The organism is Streptomyces sp. NPDC047117, from assembly GCF_040643545.1.
GTDB lineage: Bacteria > Actinomycetota > Actinomycetes > Streptomycetales > Streptomycetaceae > Streptomyces.
The window spans coordinates 17,192-34,688 of record NZ_JBEYUN010000026.1; the positions used below are offsets into that span (position 1 = coordinate 17,192).

The 17,497-nt window shown below is 71.8% G+C and carries 17 protein-coding genes; 14 read left to right on the plus strand and 3 right to left on the minus strand.

What is annotated here, in order from left to right; all coding sequences use genetic code 11:
• The first annotated feature begins 16 nt into the window (after positions 1 to 16).
• From ABZ840_RS34020 to ABZ840_RS34060, 9 genes are all read left to right on the plus strand, one after another.
• Positions 17 to 955: a type II secretion system F family protein gene (locus tag ABZ840_RS34020; protein WP_361566683.1), complete on the plus strand. Its 939-nt coding sequence runs from the start codon at positions 17 to 19 to the stop codon at positions 953 to 955.
• Positions 956 to 966: 11 nt separating this feature from the next.
• The gene (locus ABZ840_RS34025) at positions 967 to 1,836 is read left to right on the plus strand and encodes a DUF5936 domain-containing protein (RefSeq protein ID WP_361566686.1); all 870 of its coding nucleotides are present in this window, start codon (positions 967 to 969) and stop codon (positions 1,834 to 1,836) included.
• Between the two features lie 11 nt (positions 1,837 to 1,847).
• Positions 1,848 to 3,239: a histidine kinase gene (locus ABZ840_RS34030; protein ID WP_361566689.1), complete on the plus strand. Its 1,392-nt coding sequence runs from the start codon at positions 1,848 to 1,850 to the stop codon at positions 3,237 to 3,239.
• A gap of 14 nt (positions 3,240 to 3,253) precedes the next feature.
• Positions 3,254 to 4,582: a response regulator gene (locus ABZ840_RS34035; protein ID WP_361566692.1), complete on the plus strand. Its 1,329-nt coding sequence runs from the start codon at positions 3,254 to 3,256 to the stop codon at positions 4,580 to 4,582.
• Between the two features lie 233 nt (positions 4,583 to 4,815).
• A complete protein-coding gene (locus ABZ840_RS34040; protein WP_346098882.1) occupies positions 4,816 to 5,058 on the plus strand; it encodes a hypothetical protein in 243 nt (80 codons plus the stop codon).
• Positions 5,055 to 5,753, plus strand: a complete 699-nt coding sequence (locus tag ABZ840_RS34045) for a pilus assembly protein TadG-related protein (RefSeq protein ID WP_361566827.1) — start codon at positions 5,055 to 5,057, stop codon at positions 5,751 to 5,753. The genes ABZ840_RS34040 and ABZ840_RS34045 overlap by 4 nt, the downstream gene beginning before the upstream one ends.
• A gap of 45 nt (positions 5,754 to 5,798) precedes the next feature.
• Positions 5,799 to 6,413, plus strand: a complete 615-nt coding sequence (locus ABZ840_RS34050; protein WP_361566695.1) for a hypothetical protein — start codon at positions 5,799 to 5,801, stop codon at positions 6,411 to 6,413.
• 3 nt (positions 6,414 to 6,416) lie between these two features.
• On the plus strand, positions 6,417 to 7,034 hold the full coding sequence (locus ABZ840_RS34055) for an OmpA family protein (RefSeq protein WP_361566698.1): 618 nt from the start codon (positions 6,417 to 6,419) through the stop codon (positions 7,032 to 7,034).
• Positions 7,035 to 7,273: 239 nt separating this feature from the next.
• Positions 7,274 to 8,005 carry an Imm52 family immunity protein gene (locus tag ABZ840_RS34060; protein WP_361566701.1) on the plus strand — a complete coding sequence of 244 codons (732 nt, stop codon included), beginning with the start codon at positions 7,274 to 7,276 and terminating at the stop codon, positions 8,003 to 8,005.
• A 64-nt stretch (positions 8,006 to 8,069) separates the two neighbouring features.
• Here the strand turns inward: ABZ840_RS34060 and ABZ840_RS34065 are convergent, their stop codons facing one another.
• Positions 8,070 to 8,471, minus strand: a complete 402-nt coding sequence (locus tag ABZ840_RS34065) for a DUF192 domain-containing protein (protein ID WP_361566704.1) — start codon at positions 8,469 to 8,471, stop codon at positions 8,070 to 8,072.
• A 161-nt stretch (positions 8,472 to 8,632) separates the two neighbouring features.
• Here ABZ840_RS34065 and ABZ840_RS34070 point away from each other — a divergent pair, with 161 nt between their 5' ends.
• Positions 8,633 to 9,430, plus strand: coding sequence for an A24 family peptidase (locus tag ABZ840_RS34070; RefSeq protein WP_361566706.1), 798 nt, complete (start codon positions 8,633 to 8,635; stop codon positions 9,428 to 9,430).
• Positions 9,431 to 10,260: 830 nt separating this feature from the next.
• Here ABZ840_RS34070 and mgrA read toward each other — a convergent pair.
• Positions 10,261 to 11,295, minus strand: a complete 1,035-nt coding sequence (gene mgrA / locus ABZ840_RS34075) for an L-glyceraldehyde 3-phosphate reductase (protein WP_361566709.1) — start codon at positions 11,293 to 11,295, stop codon at positions 10,261 to 10,263.
• Positions 11,296 to 11,437: 142 nt separating this feature from the next.
• Here mgrA and ABZ840_RS34080 point away from each other — a divergent pair, with 142 nt between their 5' ends.
• From ABZ840_RS34080 to ABZ840_RS34095, 4 genes are all read left to right on the plus strand, one after another.
• Positions 11,438 to 12,217: an isoprenyl transferase gene (locus tag ABZ840_RS34080; RefSeq protein ID WP_361566830.1), complete on the plus strand. Its 780-nt coding sequence runs from the start codon at positions 11,438 to 11,440 to the stop codon at positions 12,215 to 12,217.
• A 388-nt stretch (positions 12,218 to 12,605) separates the two neighbouring features.
• A complete protein-coding gene (locus ABZ840_RS34085; RefSeq protein WP_361566711.1) occupies positions 12,606 to 13,928 on the plus strand; it encodes a PhoH family protein in 1,323 nt (440 codons plus the stop codon).
• 452 nt (positions 13,929 to 14,380) lie between these two features.
• Complete coding sequence (locus ABZ840_RS34090) at positions 14,381 to 15,094, plus strand: transglycosylase SLT domain-containing protein (RefSeq protein WP_361566713.1); 714 nt, start codon at positions 14,381 to 14,383, stop codon at positions 15,092 to 15,094.
• A 121-nt stretch (positions 15,095 to 15,215) separates the two neighbouring features.
• Positions 15,216 to 16,793: an AI-2E family transporter gene (locus ABZ840_RS34095; RefSeq protein ID WP_361566715.1), complete on the plus strand. Its 1,578-nt coding sequence runs from the start codon at positions 15,216 to 15,218 to the stop codon at positions 16,791 to 16,793.
• A 153-nt stretch (positions 16,794 to 16,946) separates the two neighbouring features.
• Here the strand turns inward: ABZ840_RS34095 and ABZ840_RS34100 are convergent, their stop codons facing one another.
• Positions 16,947 to 17,483: an alkyl hydroperoxide reductase gene (locus tag ABZ840_RS34100; RefSeq protein ID WP_361566718.1), complete on the minus strand. Its 537-nt coding sequence runs from the start codon at positions 17,481 to 17,483 to the stop codon at positions 16,947 to 16,949.
• Between the last annotated feature and the right edge of the window lie 14 nt (positions 17,484 to 17,497).

Genomic DNA, 17,497 nt, shown 5'->3' on the forward strand with positions numbered 1-17,497 from the left:
AGGAACCCCCGCCGCCATGGACAACCTCGCGCTCCTGACGATCGGCGCCACGCTGGTGTGCTGCCTGCTCGCCGTCCTCGGCGTACATGCCGTCGCCTCGGGCCGCGCGCAGCACGCCGCGCTGGTCGACCGGCTCGACCGGGCGGGGCAGCCGCGCGCGCCGGGCCACCGTCGTGCCTTCCACGGCCTGGACCGCAGGCTGCGCCGGACGCGGTTCGGCAAGCGGCTGGAGACCCGGCTCGCCGCCACCGGGCTGGACATCACGCCCGGCGCGTTCTTCGTCGCCATGGTCGCCGCGGTCCTCGGCCTGTGGCTCCTCGCCAGTGTGCTGCTCGCCCCGTTCTTCGGGCCGATCGCCGGCGCCGCGGGGCTGTGGGGGGCGTTCGCGTACCTCGGCTGGCAGCGCCAGAAGCGCACCGAGCGGTTCATCAACCAGCTCCCCGAACTGTCCCGCGTCCTCGCCAACGCCACCCAGGCCGGACTGGCGCTCCGTACCGCGCTGGCCATGGCCGCCGAGGAGCTGGAGGCCCCGGCCGGCGAGGAGCTGGGCAAGGTCGCCGACCAGCTCGCCATCGGCCACTCCGTGGAGGACGCGCTCGGTGCGCTCGCCGAGCGGCTGCCCTCCCGCGAACTGGTCGTCCTGGTCACCACGCTGGTGCTCTCCAACCGGGCCGGCGGCACGGTTGTCAGCTCGCTGCGCAACCTCACCGAGACCCTGGAGGAGCGCAAGGAGACCCGGCGCGAGGTCCGTACTCAGCTGTCGCAGGTCACCGCCACCGGCTACATCGTGCCGCTGATGGGCCTGGGCGCGCTGCTGGTCATGAACAACATCTGGCCCGGCGCGCTGGACAAGATCACCGGCAGTGTCCTGGGCCAGGGCGCGATCCTCGTCGCGCTCGCCCTGTACGCGCTGGGCTTCTTCCTCGTCCGCCGGCTCGGCAAGATCGACGTCTGAGAGGCCGCACCATGGGACTCCTCTTCGCCCTCCTCCTCGGCCTGTCCGTCCTCGGCGCCGTGTACGGCTGGCGGCTGTACCGCTCCGAGGCGAAACTGCCCGGCGACCTCGTGGTCGCCCTGGAGGTCGGCTCCTCCCGCACCGGCGCGGCGCATTCGCTCATCGACCGGCTCGGCATGCGGTACGCGCCGGCCGTGCTGCGCCTGATGGGCCCCAAGCGCGTCGACCGGCTGCGCAAGCGCATCGACATGGCGGGCAACCCCGGCGGGCTCACCGTCGACCGGTACGCGGCGCGCCGCTTCGTCTACGGCGTCACCGGGGCGCTCGGCGCCCTTGCCATGGCCGCCAACGGCCAGGCGATCCTCGCCCTCCTCATGATCGCGTTCGCCGCCTGCTGGGTCGAGGTCTCCCTCTGGGCCGCTATCCGGCAGCGCAAGGAGTCCATCGAGCGCACCCTCCCCGACTTCCTCGACGTCCTCGCCGTCGTGGTCTCCGCCGGGCTCGGCTTCCGCCAGGCCCTGGACCGCACCGCCGAGAAGTACCAGGGCCCCTGGTCCGACGAACTCCGCATCACGCTCCGTCAGATGGACATGGGCGTCAGCCGCCGCCAGGCCTTCGAGGAGCTGCGCAGGCGCAACGACTCCGAGCAGGTCGCCATGTTCGTCACCGCCCTCCAGCAGGGCGAGGAGCTGGGTGCCCCGATCGTCGACACGCTCATCGCCATCGCCAACGACATGCGGCGCACGGACGCCCAGAACGCCCGCCGCAAGGCGGCCCGGGCGGTGCCGAAGGCCACCACCACGATCACCATGGTCATGGTCCCGGCCACCATCCTGCTGATCGGCGCCGGCATGTTCCTGGGATCGGGGCTCCTGGGGTGAGGAGCGGGGCTGTGCGGCGGGACCGGCGGCGCGTGATGTTCCGGCGGGGGGCCGCCGCGCCCATCACCGCCGGCGGCCCGCTGCCGCCGCACGGCCCGGAGGGCACGGCACCGCCGCCCGAGGAGCCGACCCTCCGGCTCCAGCTGAGCGCCCTCCAGGCACTGTGCCGGCAGGTCTTCGGCTTCCGGCTCGCGATGATCGCCCTCGCGGCGCCCTTCGCGATCCTCGGGACCAAGCGCGGCTGGCCCACCGTCCTGATCTGCTCCGCCGTGCTGTTCACCTTCATGGCCTCGTACCTGCTCTTCCGCGACTGGGAACGGTTCGGCCCGCTGCTGCTGCGCCACCCCGTCCTGCTCGCGGTGGACGCCGCCTTCGGCGCCCTGCTGCTCTTCACGGCCTCGCCGGCCAGCCCGCTCAGCTACGTCACGATGTGCACGCCGCTGCTCGCCGGCCTGGCCTACGGCTGGCGCGGCGCGGGCGTCTTCGCGTCCCTCACCGTGTGCATCGTCCTACTGGCGTACGTGGGCGACGCCGACCTCGAAGTGACCCTGGCCGGCTCGACCTTCCTGCCCGGCGTCTGCGTCGTGGCCGGCGCGGCAGGCGTCACCCTCCGCAATCTGATGCTGCGCTTCGGCGCCGCGAGCCAGGCGCTCACCGAGACCCGCTCCCGGCTCGCCGTCCACGAGGCCGTCGAGTCCGAACGCGCCCGGCTCGCCCGCGAGATGCACGACTCGGTCGCCAAGACCCTGCACGGCCTGGCGATGGCCGCCGACGGCCTGGCCGGCTCCGCCGACCGTACGGACCCCACGACCGTCAAGCGCCGGGCGGAACTGGTCTCCCGCGCCGCCCGCCGGGCCGCGGCCGAATCCCGCGAACTCCTCTCCGACCTGCGGCGCGAGACCGGCCTGTGCGGCGGCGTCGACGTCGCGGGGGAACTCTCCGCCAAGGTCGCCGACTTCGCCCGGCGCGCCGACATCCCCGCCCGCTACCGCCCGCTCGGCGACGGCCCCGCGCCCCAGGTCCCGCACGCCATCGCCCGCCAGCTCCTCACCATCGCCACCGAGGCCATGGACAACGCCCGCCGGCACGCGGCCCCCAGCCGCCTGGACGTCGCGGCGGGCGTGGTCGAGAGCAGCCTCCGCATCAGCGTGTACGACGACGGCTGCGGCCTGCCGCCCGGTACGACCCTGGACGGCCTGCGCAGGGCCGGCCACTTCGGCCTGGTCGGCATGGTGGAACGGGCGGCCGGTATCGGCGCCCGCATCCGCATCGGCCGCGGCCGCGCCACCCGGGGCACCGAAGTCCGGGTGGAACTGCCGCTGGCGGCGGTGGTGCCGAAGCCCCTCGTACCGCCGTTCGCACCCGCACCCGATCAAACGACCCGTCCCCCCGCCAGGCCGTGAGAGGAGGCCGCGCCATGCCGGAATTCCGTGAGTCGGGCGGAGCGCCCGCCACCGACCCCTTCGCCCTCGTCGGCGACCCCTTCGCCTTCGAGGACCCGTTCGTCTTCGACGCCCCCTCAGCCTTCGACGACCCCTCAGTCTTCGATGATGTCTCAGCCTTCGACGCCTCCTCGGCCTTCGGCGCGGAGGGCGGCGCCCCCTCCTTGCCTGCCGGCCCCTTCGCCGCCGCACCGGCCGACCCCTTCGCCGTGCCCGGCGGCCACGCGCCCGAGCCGGGCCCGCCGCTGCGGGTGGTCGTCGCGGACGACAACCCCGTCGTACGCGCCGGGCTCACCGTCCTGCTCTCCGGGCGCCCCGACATCCAGGTCGTGGCGGAGGCCGCCGACGGCCGGCAGGCGTACGAGGAGGCGCGACTGCACCGCCCCGACGTCATCCTGCTCGACGTCCGCATGCCCGGCGTCGACGGCATCTCGGCCCTGCCCCACCTCGCCCGGCTGGCGCCCGTGATGATGCTGACCTACAGCCGGGAGAGCGACATCGTGCGGGAGTCGCTGCGGCTCGGCGCGGGCGGCTACCTCGTGCACGGCGAATTCACCGCCGACGAACTGGCCGCCGCCGTACGGGACATCACCGCGGGCCGCGCCCGCTTCACCACCACGGCCTGCAACGCCCTCCTGGACCACGTCCGAGCGGCCTCGCCCGCGCCGGACGCCGCGTACGGACCCCTCCCGGAGGGCCTGGGGTCGGCGTACGGAGCGGACGGCGCGGACGAGGCGCGGTACGGAACGGATGAGGCGCGGTACGGAACGGACGATCCGGGCCGCTCGGCGTACGGAACCGGCCAAGGAGCCGGGGGTTCACCTTCCGGCCAACGCCGGGCGGCACCGGAAGAACGCGCTGCTCCTGCAAATGGCAATTCCGGTCAGAATGGCCCCGCGAGTGGGGCAAGTCCGCAGTATTGCGGGGCGTACTCGGTCTCGAATTCATCGCGACCCTCGCAAACCACTTCGCAACCGCAAGCCGGTATGGCACAGTCTGCGACTGGGCCGCACGGCGCGGCCCCTGTGGTCCCCGCACAGCGGGACGGTGGGGACCGTGCCCCGCTGACACCCCGGGGAAACGGTACGGACCGGTTCGGGCTGAGCCATCGCGAGGCGGAGGTGATGGAACTGATCGCGGCAGGCATGACCAACGCGCAGATCGCCGCCACGTGCTTCATCAGCGAGAAGACCGTGAAGAACCACATCAACCGGATCTTCACCAAGCTGCCGGCCACCAGCCGCAGCCAGGCCATCGCCGTCTGGCTCGGCACCGCCCGAGGGGGAACGCAGAGCCATGGCTGAGGGGGGATGGGCCCAGGGCCGGGACCGGGTTTGGGCCCGGATTTGGGCCCTGGAGGGGGTTTGGGCCCGCGATTGGGCCCGGGGGCCCATGCCGGGCGGGGTGGTCCCGGCGTACGTTTCCCGGGACGCCGGCGGTACCGGCCGCGCGGACGCGGCGGCCGTCACGACGGTCGGCGTGAACGCTTGCGCGCGGGCCGGCTGCCGGCCGGCCGAACCCGGAGGGGAACACCACCATGAACCAGCGGATGCTGAAGGCCACGACCGCCACCCAGGTGCACATCGGGTCCTGGCGGGACGCCTGCATCGAGCGGATGTACGGCCGCGAACGCTCGAAGGGGCAGACCGCGGTGGAGTACATCGGCATGATCGTGGTGGTCGTGGCGATCATGGCGGCGATCGCCGGGTTCACGGACATCGGCACCACGATCAAAACAAAGATCAAGGAAGCCATCAGCAGCGTGAAGACCGGCGGCTGACCGATGCCGCGGCGCGGACGCGCCGTGCCTTCGGCGATTCCGGGCAGGCCCTCCCCATCTACATCACGGTGGTGGCGGGCCTGCTTTTTCTTGCCTTCGCCTACTTCGCCGTAGGCCAGGCGGCGGCTTCCAGGAACGGCGCCCAGTCCGCGGCCGACGCGGCGGCCCTCGGGGCCGCACAGGACGCCCGCGAGCAGCTGCGCGACGGCCTGCTCGCCTCCCTCCACGAGCCCGCCGACTGGGCCGTGTTCCTCCGCGGTGAGGTGTACGACGCGGCCCGTGCCTGCGTGGCGGCCGGCAGCTTCGCCGCACACAACGACGCCCAGGTGGCGGGCGGCGGCTGCCGACAACTCGGCGACCAGCGACAGGGTTTCACCGTCCAGGTGCGCACCACCGGCGGCATGGGTGCCTCGGTCATCCCGGGCACCGAGAACGAGCAGTCGGAGGCGAAGGCCACCGCGGTCATCGAGCCGAAGTGCGCGGTGCCGGAGGAGGAGCCGGACGAGGACGGCACCGGTGACCCGGACCCGGCACCCGGCACGGACGACAAGGACAAGGGCAAGGACCGCGACCCCCAGCGCCTGAACCTGATGTGTGACGGCCAGGAGTGGTCCATCGATCCCGACGAACCGGACCCCGCGCGTCCTGACTTCCCGCGCGCCGCGGACCTGTTCGCCGTAAGGCTTGCCGACTGAGCCCGCTCGCGGCTGACGGCGCGAAGACGAGTAGAGGACGAGTTCATGAGTATCTGGCAGATCACCCGGGCGCGACGGACGGTGGCCGCCGCCTCCCTCGCGGCGGCACTCGCCTTGACACTGTCCTCGTGCGGTGAGGACGGGAACCGGAGTGCTAACACTGCCGCCGGCCAGGGCACCGAGGGCGGGAAGGGCGAGGACCGGGCGAAAGAGCCGGAACAGGCGGAGCAGCCGGAACAGCCCGACGACAGCAGGGTGATCGCCACGCTTCAGGGTGCGGACGGGATAAGCCTCGACGTCACCTCGGCGACGCGCGACTCCGGCGGCTTCGTCACGGTCAACGGCGTCATCAAGAACAGCTCCGACTCCGAGTACTTCGGTACGGACTTCTGGACGGGGCCCGAACTGGCCCTGCAGAAGGGCGCGGGCGGCGGTTCACTGGGCGGCGCATCGCTGATCGACAAGGCGGAGAAGAAGCGGTACTACACCCTCCGGGACACCGAGGACCGCCCGCTGACGACACTCGGACTCTCCAGCATCAAGCCCCGCTCCGAGAACCGGGTCTTCATGCAGTTCCCGGCCCCGCCGAAGAGCACCACCGAGGTCGACCTGCAGATCCCCACGTTCCAGTCCGCCTCGCTCGCGCTCACGGACGCGTGACCGATGAGGACGGCATACCGGAAGCGCACTCCCGCGCTCCTGCTCTCCACCGTGCTGGCCACGGGGTTCTCGGCCGCCGCCGCGCCGACAGCGGCCGCCGACGACGTACCACCCCCGGCCCCCTCCGTCTTCATCGGCAAGGTCGACGTCAACGACCCCGACCTCAAGCTCCCCGAAGGGAAGTCGCTCGCCGCGCCCAAGGTGCTGGACATCAAGACGGTCGTCGGGGACGAGCGCGGTACGGAGCAGCGGGAGGACTCCAACTCCGATGTGAAGTTCCAGCTCCAGGCCGAGGTGCTGTTCGGGAAGGACAGCGCGAAGCTGTCGGACGTGGCGAACGACCGGATCCGGCAGATCGCCGAGGAGATCAAGAAGCAGCAGGCCACCAACGTGACCGTGGCCGGTTACACCGACGACCTCGGCTCGTCCGAGCACGGGCTGAAGCTGTCCAAGGAGCGCGCCGACGCCGTGCAGCAGCAGCTGAACGAGGACCTGGACGGCAGCGCCATCACCTTCGAGATACGCGGCTACGGCGAGGACGCGCCCGTCGCGAGCAACGACTCGGAAAACGGGCGCAAGAAGAACCGCCGCGTGGAGGTCTCCTTCCCGCGCGCCGACTGACCGCGGTCACCACCACGCCGCGCCAAGCGGCACGCGGCACGGGCGTCCGTGACGGGCGCCTCGATGTGAAGACGCACCACATATCCCCTGAAGGTGGTGAAGAAGGAGCAGGACGGACTCGACGCGGCCGGGGGGTGGATGACAGCGTGCATCCGGACCGGGCGAGCGCCGGCCTGATGGCTGCCGTACGTGCCGGACGCAACGAACGGCAACATACGGAACACCGGAGTGGAGCTCACATGGCACTGGATCTGACGGTCGGCGGTGTCTGGGGGCCGCGGCAGGAGAGCCCCGACCAGCTCGCCGAGCGCTGGCTGCGTCTCCTGAGGCGGCTGGCGAAGATCGCGCCGGAGGACTTCGCCGGCTGGCGGGCCGAGGCGGTCGGGCAGGCCGAGCAGCTGCCCGAGAACGCCGACGCGGCCTGGTTCACCTCGTACCTGGAGCGTGTCAACCCGCAGGACGACGCCGCCACGATCGGGTACTCCGCCGTCCTGGTCGCGGCGGCCCCCGGCCGGCCCATCATCACCCTCAGCGTCGGCGCGGGCGGGACACCGCAGTTCGCACCGCAGACCGCGGTCATCACCGTGCGCTCCGCCGACCTGAACGATTCGGCCCCGCTGGTCGCCCGGCTCCCCGAGGTGCTCACCGCGATCGTGGAGTCCTGGGACGCGGACTGGGGCGACATCGCCGACGACGACCTCCTCGGCGTGCTGGAGAAGGAGTACGAGCTGGACAACTCCACGCCGCGCTGCGGCCGGGCGGTCTACCTCTCCAGCGGGCGCGGCGCGCTGGTCCCGGAGGACGTACCGGGGCGCCGGTCGGTCACCGAGCACGGCGGCCTGGTCCTCGACCTGAGCCGGCCGGACGGCTCGGCGCCCGACGCCGACCACGTGCTCGCGGTCAACGGCCTGCTCCGCAAGGCCGGCGCGCTGGAGGAGCTGCCGTACCCGATGGACCGCGCGAAGTGGTGAGAGCGGGCCGCGCGACCGTCTGCCGGCACCGGTAGTCCCCGGCGCCGGTGGGCCCCGTCACCGGTCACGTCTCGACCGTCAGGCGGGTGCCAGGGCGCAGACCCCAGGCGGCCATCGCGCCCGCCTCGGCCTCCAGGACGTGCCGGGAGCGCAGCCGGGGGCGGCCCAGCCGGTTCGGCCGCATCGTGTGGACGGCGAGGACGTTCAGCCGGCGGTCCAGGTAGGCGACGTCGATCGCGAAGCGCATGCGGAAGGTGTGCACGCTGCTCGCGGGCGTCAGCAGCAGGGCCCCCTCGACGCCGTCCCGGCCCAGCAGGCCGCGCGTGCGCGCACGGTAGGACGCCGCGATCTCCAGGGGCAGCGGCGCCCGGGGGCCCCCGCCCCCGGCCTCATCCCCGCTCCCGGTCCCGCTCCCGCTCCCGGTCGCGAGCCACAGCCGCCCCCGGCCGTCGTGCCATCCGCCCATCGTGTTCCCTCCCGTACGCCGCGGCCCCCGCCCGGTCGGCCGGGGATGCTACCGGCGCGGTGCGCGATGGCGCGCCGCGTGCGGCCGGTGCGGCCCATGGTTGCCCAGGGTTGGGCCCCAGGGCCCATGACCGGGACGGTTTCTGGCCGTACGTTCGAGGGGTGCATCCGCTCCTGATCGCCCTCGCCGCCGTGTACGGGGCCGCCGCCGGGCTGCTCGTGCCGCGCGCCGCGTACCGGCTCGCCGTCGAGCCCGAGGAGGACCGGCGCACGGCGTGCCCGAACGGCCACCTGATCACCGGCGTGGCGCGCGGCTGGCTGGGCCTCGCCCGCTGTCCGGCCGTGGCGCCCGCCGCGCTCGTCCCCGCCGCCGCCCCTGCCCCCGTCGGCCCCTCGCCCGCCGCCTGCCGCGCCTACGGCCCCGCCCGTACCGCCGCGCCCCTCGTCACCGCGGTGTCCTGCGCGCTGCTGGCCGCGGCCGCCGGGCCCCGCCCGGAGCTGGCGGTCTGGCTGCTGCTCGTGCCGGTCGTGGTGCTGCTCGGGACGGTCGACGCGGCCGTGCACCGGCTGCCGGACGTGCTGACGCTGCCGGCGGCCGGGGCCACCGCCGCGCTCCTCGGGGCCGCCGCCCTGCTGCCCGGCCACGGCGGCAGCTGGACCGGCGCGCTGCTGGGCGGGCTCGGGCTCGCCGGCGGGTATTTCGTGCTCTTCCTGATCCGGCCCGACGGGCTGGGCTTCGGGGACGTGAAGCTGGCCCTGACGCTGGGGACCGCGCTCGGCTGGTACGGCTGGGGCGTGCTCTTCCTCGGCGCCTTCGCCGGCTTCGTGCTGGGGTCGGTCTACGGGATCGGAATGATGATCGTGCGGCGGGTGGGCCGGAAGGCCGCGATGCCGTTCGGCCCCTTCATGGCCCTGGGCACGCTGCTCGGCCTGCTGCTCGGGGCGTACGGCGTGTCCTGACGCTTCCGGACAGCCGTGTGCCGTATGAGCCCTTCCGTGGCAACGGGGGTAATTGCGCGGCGTGAAAAGGGAAGTTGGCCGGGAAGATAGTACATACGGGGGGTATGTGCCCTATGGTCGTTTCCGCACCGCTCGCACGCGATCAGCTGGAAGCGCATCACGCGGGCTGTCCGCCGCCTCCCGAAGGGGGCCGCGGGGCCCGTGGTGACGAGCCACCAGCTGATGTGCGGGTCGTCGACGCGGTGCTGCCCGGCAGGGCAGGACGTGAGGACGTGACGATTGGGGGTCGCGGAGGACCGAGACGGAACGACCGCATGACGACCGGGGGAGTCCGTTACGAGGACCGGGGGTCCGGTGCGACCGGCCGGGAAGTCCGGTCATGCCTCGCGCTCCGGGTGCGCCGCGCCGCGCCCGGAGCGCTTCCCTTTGCGCCGCACGGTGCGCGGCGGCGCCGGCCGGCCGTCAAGTGCGTGACCGCCAGGGCTGTCGCTCCTGCGGGCTACCCGTGCCGGGGCGGCGAGAGGTGTGTCACGCGGGCGGGGCGGCGGGGGTCGCGGGGCGTGGTGCCCTGCCGATCAAGATCGTTGGAGCCGCCGGGCCCGCCATGGAGCGGGTGAAGCGGCGCGAATTCAAGATCATTAAATGAATTCGCGGGCCGCTTCCGTGTCCTCCGAACGCCTTGATCAACTTTGCGACGCGCGGGCTGACCGCCTCTGATGCGCGAAGCACACCCCGCGCGGGGTTATGGTGGGAACCCCCCCTCGGGCCGGTCCGTATCCCCCCCCACGGACCGGCCCGCTTTTTCTTCCCGGGGTCCGGAGCGCCGCCGGTTACCGCCGCGCCCAGATGTTCACGCCGTCCGTCGAGGTGGCGAATTCCTCGATCTCGGCCAGCTCGGCGTCGGTGAGCGCGGGCCCGTCGAGCGCCGCGACGTTCGCCTCCAGCTGCGCCACGCTGCTCGCCCCGATCAGCGCCGAGGTCATCCGCGGGTCCCGCAGCACCCACTGGAGCGCGAGCTGCGCGAGGGACTGGCCGCGGCGCGCGGCGATGTCGTTCAGCCCGCGCAGCCGCCGTACGACGTCCTCGGAGAGCAGATTCGGGTCCAGCGACTTGCCCTGGGAGGCGCGCGAGCCCTCGGGGATGCCGTTCAGGTACTTGTCGGTGAGCATGCCCTGGGCCAGCGGCGCGAAGGAGATGCAGCCCATGCCGGCCGCCTCCAGGGTGTCCAGCAGCCCGTCGTCCTCGGTCCAGCGGTTGATCATGCTGTAAGAGGGCTGGTGGATCAGCGGACGCACACCCATTTCCCGCAGAATGCGGGCCGCCTCGCGGGTCTGCGCGGAGTTGTAGGAGGAAACACCCACATACAGGGCCTTGCCCTGCTGCACCGCGGACGCCAGCGCGCCCATCGTCTCCTCGAGGGGAGTGTCCGGGTCGAATCGGTGCGAGTAGAAGATGTCGACGTAATCGACGCCCATCCGGCCGAGCGACGCATCCAGCGACGAGAGCAGGTATTTCCGGGATCCCCATTCTCCGTACGGACCGGGGTGCATCAGATATCCGGCCTTCGTGGAAAGGATCATTTCGTCCCGGTAGCGCCGGAAGTCCTGCCCGAAGATCTTCCCGAAGTTCAGCTCCGCCGAGCCGGGCGGCGGGCCGTAGTTGTTCGCCAGGTCGAAGTGGGTGATGCCCAGGTCGAAGGCGCGGCGCAGGATCGCGCGCTGCGACGACAGGGTGCGGTCGTCGCCGAAGTTGTGCCAGAGCCCGAGAGAGATCGCGGGGAGTTTCAGCCCGCTGCGGCCGGTGCGGCGGTACTCCATGGAGTCGTACCGGGAATCGTCGGCCAGGTAGCCGGAGGTGCTTGTCATGCTTCACTCCTTATCACGGAGTTGTGACACACCTGATTGGGTCATTGCCACCCCTGAGAAGTAAAGTTGCGGCCTTGAGGCGACGGGGGCGACCGCCAATTGGCACGGAGGGGCTGGACCACACATGCTGCGATCTTCCGGGATGGGTATCCCGTATCCCCCTGTTGTGCGGGAGTTCGTGTACAAGCTGTACGAACGCCGGGTGGAGCGCCGGCTGGACCACTCCCAGGTGCCCAAGCACATCGGCGTCATCCTGGACGGCAACCGCCGCTGGGCCCGCGCCGACGGCCTGACCACCGAGCAGGGGCACCAGGCGGGCGCGGCGAAGATCGAGGAGATGCTCGGCTGGTGCGAGGAGACCGACGTCCAGGTCGTCACCCTGTGGATGCTCTCCACGGACAACCTCGACCGGCCGGAGAAGGAGCTGAAGCCGCTCCTCGGCATCATCGAGAACACCGTGCGGCGGCTGGCGGCCGACGGCCGCTGGCGCGTGCACCACGTCGGCAACCGTGACCTGCTCCCCGCCGGCACCCAGCGGGTGCTGAAGGAGGCCGAGGAGGCCACCGGCGACATCGGCGGCATCGTCGTCAACGTCGCGGTCGGCTACGGCGGCCGGCAGGAGATCGCGGACGCGGTCCGCTCGCTGCTGCTGGACGAGGCCGGACGCGGCGCCTCCGTCGAGGAGATCGCCGACGGCGTCGACGTCGAGAAGATCTCCGAGCACCTCTACACCCGCGGCCAGCCGGACCCGGACCTGGTGATCCGTACGAGCGGCGAGCAGCGGCTGTCCGGCTTCATGCTGTGGCAGAGCGCCCACTCGGAGTACTACTTCTGCGAGGTCTTCTGGCCCGCCTTCCGCAAGGTGGATTTCCTCCGCGCCCTGCGCGACTACGCCTACCGGCACCGGCGGTACGGCGTCTAGGACACCCTCTCGGAGCAGTCGGGGCGGGCCTTTCGGGCCCGGCGACGGGCTGTCAGGGGACGGGCCCGATGCGTCACATGGGCTCAGCGGTTCATCCGTAACCACGAATTCACTGGCCGTGCGACCTGTGCCGGGGCATGCCCGCAGGTGTTCCCGGGAATATCCCTTCCAGGACGGCACCCGAAAAGCCAGGTCCAGTGGGTGCCGCTCGCAGCGGACGGCATGGGGCCGTCCGCCCGGGAGGCCCGTTGCGCACCACGGACGATCGTGCGGACCGCACGTCCGACGCGGAGGGCCGGTGCCCGGCCCGCGCTTCGCGGCCCGAGCCCGGCCCCATCCCCCGCGACGCCGTCGCACCCCGACCTCATCCGAGGGGGTTCGTCCACCCGTGGTGAACAGCAAGCAGCGCCGTGAGGCCGACCGGCGCACCTACGTCCTCGACACCAGCGTCCTGCTGGCGGATCCAGGCGCCATGGCCCGCTTCGAGGAGCACGAAGTCGTGCTCCCGGTAGTGGTCGTCACGGAACTGGAAGCCAAGCGGCACCATCCCGAACTCGGCTACTTCGCCCGGCAGGCGCTCCGCCTCCTGGACGACTACCGCGTACGGTACGGCCGCCTGGACGCCCCCATCCCGATCGGGGAGGTCGGCGGCACACTGAGGGTCGAACTGAACCACTCCGATCCGGGGGTGCTCCCGGCCGGTTACCAGCTCGGGGACAACGACTCGCGCATCCTCGCGGTGGCCCGCAACCTCCAGGCCGAGGGGTACGACGTCACGGTCGTCTCCAAGGACCTGCCGCTGCGCATCAAGGCGTCCTCGGTCGGCCTGCTGGCGGAGGAGTACCGCGCCGAACTGGCGATCACGGACTCCGGCTGGACGGGCATGGCGGAGCTGACGATCACCGCCGAACAGGTCGACGACCTCTTCTCCGTGGAGAGCGCGTACGTCCCGGAGGCCGCCGAGCTCCCCGTCCACACCGGCCTGGTGCTCCAGTCGGACCGTGGCAAGGCGCTCGGGCGGGTCACCGCCGACGGCCGGGTGCGGCTGGTGCGCGGCGACCGGGAGGCGTTCGGCATCCACGGCCGCAGCGCCGAGCAGCGGATCGCGCTGGACCTGCTGCTCGACCAGGAGGTCGGCATCGTCTCGATGGGCGGCCGGGCCGGTACGGGCAAGTCGGCGCTGGCGCTGTGCGCGGGCCTGGAGGCCGTGCTGGAGCGCCGGCAGCACAGAAAGGTGATGGTCTTCCGGCCGCTGTACGCCGTGGGCGGGCAGGAGTTGGGCTACCTGCCGGGCACGGAGGCGGAGAAGATGGGCCCGTGGGCCCAGGCCGTCTTCGACACCCTCACGTCCGTGACCTCCGCCGACGTCATCGAGGAGGTGGTGGGCCGCGGGATGCTGGAGGTGCTGCCGCTCACCCATATCCGCGGCCGGTCGCTGCACGACGCGTTCGTGATCGTCGACGAGGCGCAGTCCCTGGAGCGGAACGTCCTGTTGACCGTTCTGTCCCGAATCGGGGCGAATTCGCGGGTGGTGCTCACCCATGACGTCGCGCAGCGCGACAACCTCAGGGTCGGGCGGTACGACGGTGTGGTCGCCGTCGTGGAGAAGCTGAAGGGGCATCCGCTCTTCGCGCACATCACGCTCAACCGCTCGGAGCGCTCGCCGATCGCCGCCCTGGTGACCGAAATGCTGGAGGACGGCCGCATCTGATCCTGTATAGGGGCCGCGCCCCGAATGAGGCGGTCGGAGGGGTCCGACCCGTTGTGTGACCTGCGCCGTCCGGCGAAGCCAGAGAGCCTAGCCGGGCGGCGTTGGCGCGCGCGGCGATATCCGGAAACTCTGTGGCGTAAACGAGGTGTGAGCTTTCACACCCGGCTCGGAATTGATTCCGTGCGTCCGCTTCGGGCAGAGTCTGGGACCTGTCAGGCCCCGCATACGGCACATCAGCACCCCCAGCGGTGTAGAACCACAGAACTGAAAAGCGTTCGCCGTATGCCGCCCGAGCACCACGCGGACCCCCGAGGGGGACGTACCGGGCCAGTGCCTCCTGTGACCAGCCGACCCCACCAGCACTTCGGGGACGGAGCAATACGGAGGCCAGCGTCAGGGGCACGATTGCGTCCGCGATGGTCACGTCGCGGTCGACGCTGGAAGGAAAACGTGTGAGCCGGATTTCGGTCCGGGGATTCGCCGTGGCCTCCGCCACCGCGGTCACCACAGTCGGCGCCGTTGTCGGCGTCGCGTCCGGCAGCCAGCCGGGCTCGGTCGCCAACACCGAGGCCGCCGCTGCCGACGCGACGATCGCCGACATCCCCGCGGGTCAGCAGGCCCAGGTGGAGACGGCGTCCCTCGTGCAGCAGGCGGATGACCAGTCCACCCAGGCGGATGCCGCCGCCCTGAAGTCCGCGCAGGAGGACGCCCGCAAGGCGGCCGCCAAGAGCGCGCAGGACAAGAAGGACGCGGCCGAGAAGCAGGTCGCTGCCGAAAAGCAGGCGGCGAAGGAGCGCGCGGAGGCGAAGGAGCAGGCCGCCAGCCGCTCCGCCGAGCGCGGCTCTCTCGGTGACATCGCCGTCAAGGCCTCGTACTCGGTCGCCGAGACGCAGGCCATGGCCCGGCAGATGATGCCGTCGGACCAGTTCCAGTGCTTCAGCAACATCGTGGACCACGAGTCCGGCTGGAACTACCGTGCCACCAACGCCTCGTCCGGCGCCTACGGCCTCGTCCAGGCGCTGCCCGGCTCCAAGATGGCCTCGGCCGGCTCCGACTGGCAGACCAACCCGGCGACCCAGATCAAGTGGGGCCTGGGCTACATGAACGACCGCTACGGCAGCCCCTGCGGCGCCTGGTCGTTCTGGCAGGCCAACAGCTGGTACTAGACCGGCTCGCAGCACAGCGACGCGAAACCCCCGACCGGACAAGGGTCGGGGGTTTCGCGCGTCGGGCCCGGGTAACGTCGTTCCGACAGTGACGCGTAACGAGGGGGGAAGAGGAAGCGACATGTCCAGACTGCCTCAGTGGGTCGGCGGTGCGGGTGCCGGCCTGTCGCGGCTGGCCGAGCGCCTCGAAGAACGGCGCCGGCGCACGGAGGCCGCGGCCGCTGACGGTGATCAGCGGCTGGGGCACGGCGCGCGGAACGGTCACCAGGTGCCGCCCATGCCGCTGGAGCCGCCCGTCGTGCCCGGCCGGCCCGTGCCGAGCGGCGACGACGGCCACGCGGAAGCGGCCAACGGGCCCGTGGAGGCGGCCACCGGGCCCGCGGAAGGGCCCTCGGCCGCTTCCCCCGCCCCGGACGTCACAGCAGCCACTTCCGGCGCCACAGCGTCCGCTGACGGCGCCGCCAAGGCCGGCGGGAACGGCAGCACGGCCGACGACGGCCGGTCGCCCGCCGCGTCCGTGCCCGCGCCGCCCGCCTACGCGCCCGCCGTTCAGCGCCGGCCCGAGCCGGTGGACGCGGTGCCGTGGGGGATACGGGTCGCCGCGGAGGCCGGCTGGCGGCTGCTGGTACTGGCCCTCGCCGTGTACGTACTGGCGCGTGCCATCACCAGCATCCAGCTCGTGGTGCTGGCGTTCGTCGCGGCGCTGCTGATCACCGCGCTGCTCCAGCCGACGGTGGCCTGGCTCCGGCACCGGGGGCTGCCGAGGGGGCCCGCGACGGCGATCACGTTCATCGCCGGCTTCGTCATCATGGGCCTGGTCGGCTGGTTCGTGGTCTGGCAGGTCATGGACAACATCGACTCGGTCTCCAGCCGCGTGCAGGACGGCATCAGCGAGCTGAAGGACTGGCTGCTGAAGAGCCCGTTCCATGTGACCGAGGGTCAGATCAACGACATCGCGAAGAACCTCCAGGACGCGATCGGTTCGAACACCGAGGAGATCACCAGCGCCGGTCTGGAAGGCGTCACGGTTGTCATCGAGATGCTCACCGGCATCCTCCTCGCGATGTTCACCACGCTCTTCCTGCTGTACGACGGGCGGCGCATCTGGGAGTGGCTGCTGAAGCTGGTGCCGAGCGCGGCGCGCGGGGGCGTCGCGGGTGCCGGGCCCCGGGCCTGGCGGACACTGACCGCCTATGTGCGGGGCACGGTGATCGTGGCCCTGATCGACGCGATCTTCATCGGCATCGGGCTCTACTTCCTGAACGTGCCGCTGGCCGTGCCGCTCGCGGTCTTCATCTTCCTGTTCGCCTTCATCCCGCTGGTCGGTGCGGTGGTCTCGGGCGCGCTGGCGTGCGTGGTCGCGCTGGTGACCCAGGGCGTGTTCACCGCCCTGATGGTGCTGGTGGTCGTGCTCGCCGTACAGCAGATCGAGGGCCACATCCTGCAGCCCTTCATTCTCGGCCGGGCGGTGCGGGTGCATCCGCTGGCGGTGATCCTCTCGGTCGCCGCGGGCGGCCTGGTCGCGGGCATCGGCGGTGCGGTGGTCGCGGTGCCGCTGGTGGCCGTCACGAATACGGTGGCCACCTACCTCCGGGCATACGCCCACGAACAGGCCCTCCGCACGGCCCCGGCGCCACACGGCGCAACGGCCGCAAGCGTGACGCCGGCGCCCAAGGGGCGCGAGGAACTGCGCGACTAGCCACGACGGTGGTGCACCCGGCCCACCGGCCGGGCCTCCTACGGCGGGATGCCGGGCCGTCGAGGCCGTACACGCGCGAAGGCCCCCGCGGACGCGATGTCCGCGGGGGCCTTCTGGTGCGGGGGCCGGTCGGCCGGCCCGCAGCAACCGGTACTACTCGGCGGCCAGTGCCGCCTCCGCGTCCAGCGTGGCGCCGACCGCCTGCAGGACGGCCGCGATCTTGAAGGCCTCCTGGATCGTCTCGCGCTCCACACCGGCCTTGCGCAGGACCTGCTCGTGCGAGTCCAGGCACATGCCGCAGCCGTTGATGGCCGAGACGGCCAGCGACCACAGCTCGAAGTCGACCTTGTCGACACCGGGGTTGCCGATGACGTTCATGCGCAGGCCGGCCCGCAGGTTGCCGTACTCCGGGTCCGACAGCAGGTGCCGGGTCCGGTAGTAGACGTTGTTCATCGCCATGACGGCGGCGGCGGACTTGGCGGCGGTGTACGCCTCGGCGGAGAGGTTGGCCTTGGCCTCCGGCTCCAGCTCGCGCAGCACCTTCGGCGAGCGCGACGCGATGGCGCAGGCCAGCACGGTGCCCCACAGCTGCTGCTGCGGCAGGTCGCTGTTGCCGATCACCGAACCGAGGTTCAGCTTGAGGTCCTTGGCGTAGTCCGGAACGGCGGACTTCAGGTCATCGAGAGCCATGTGTGTTCAGTCTC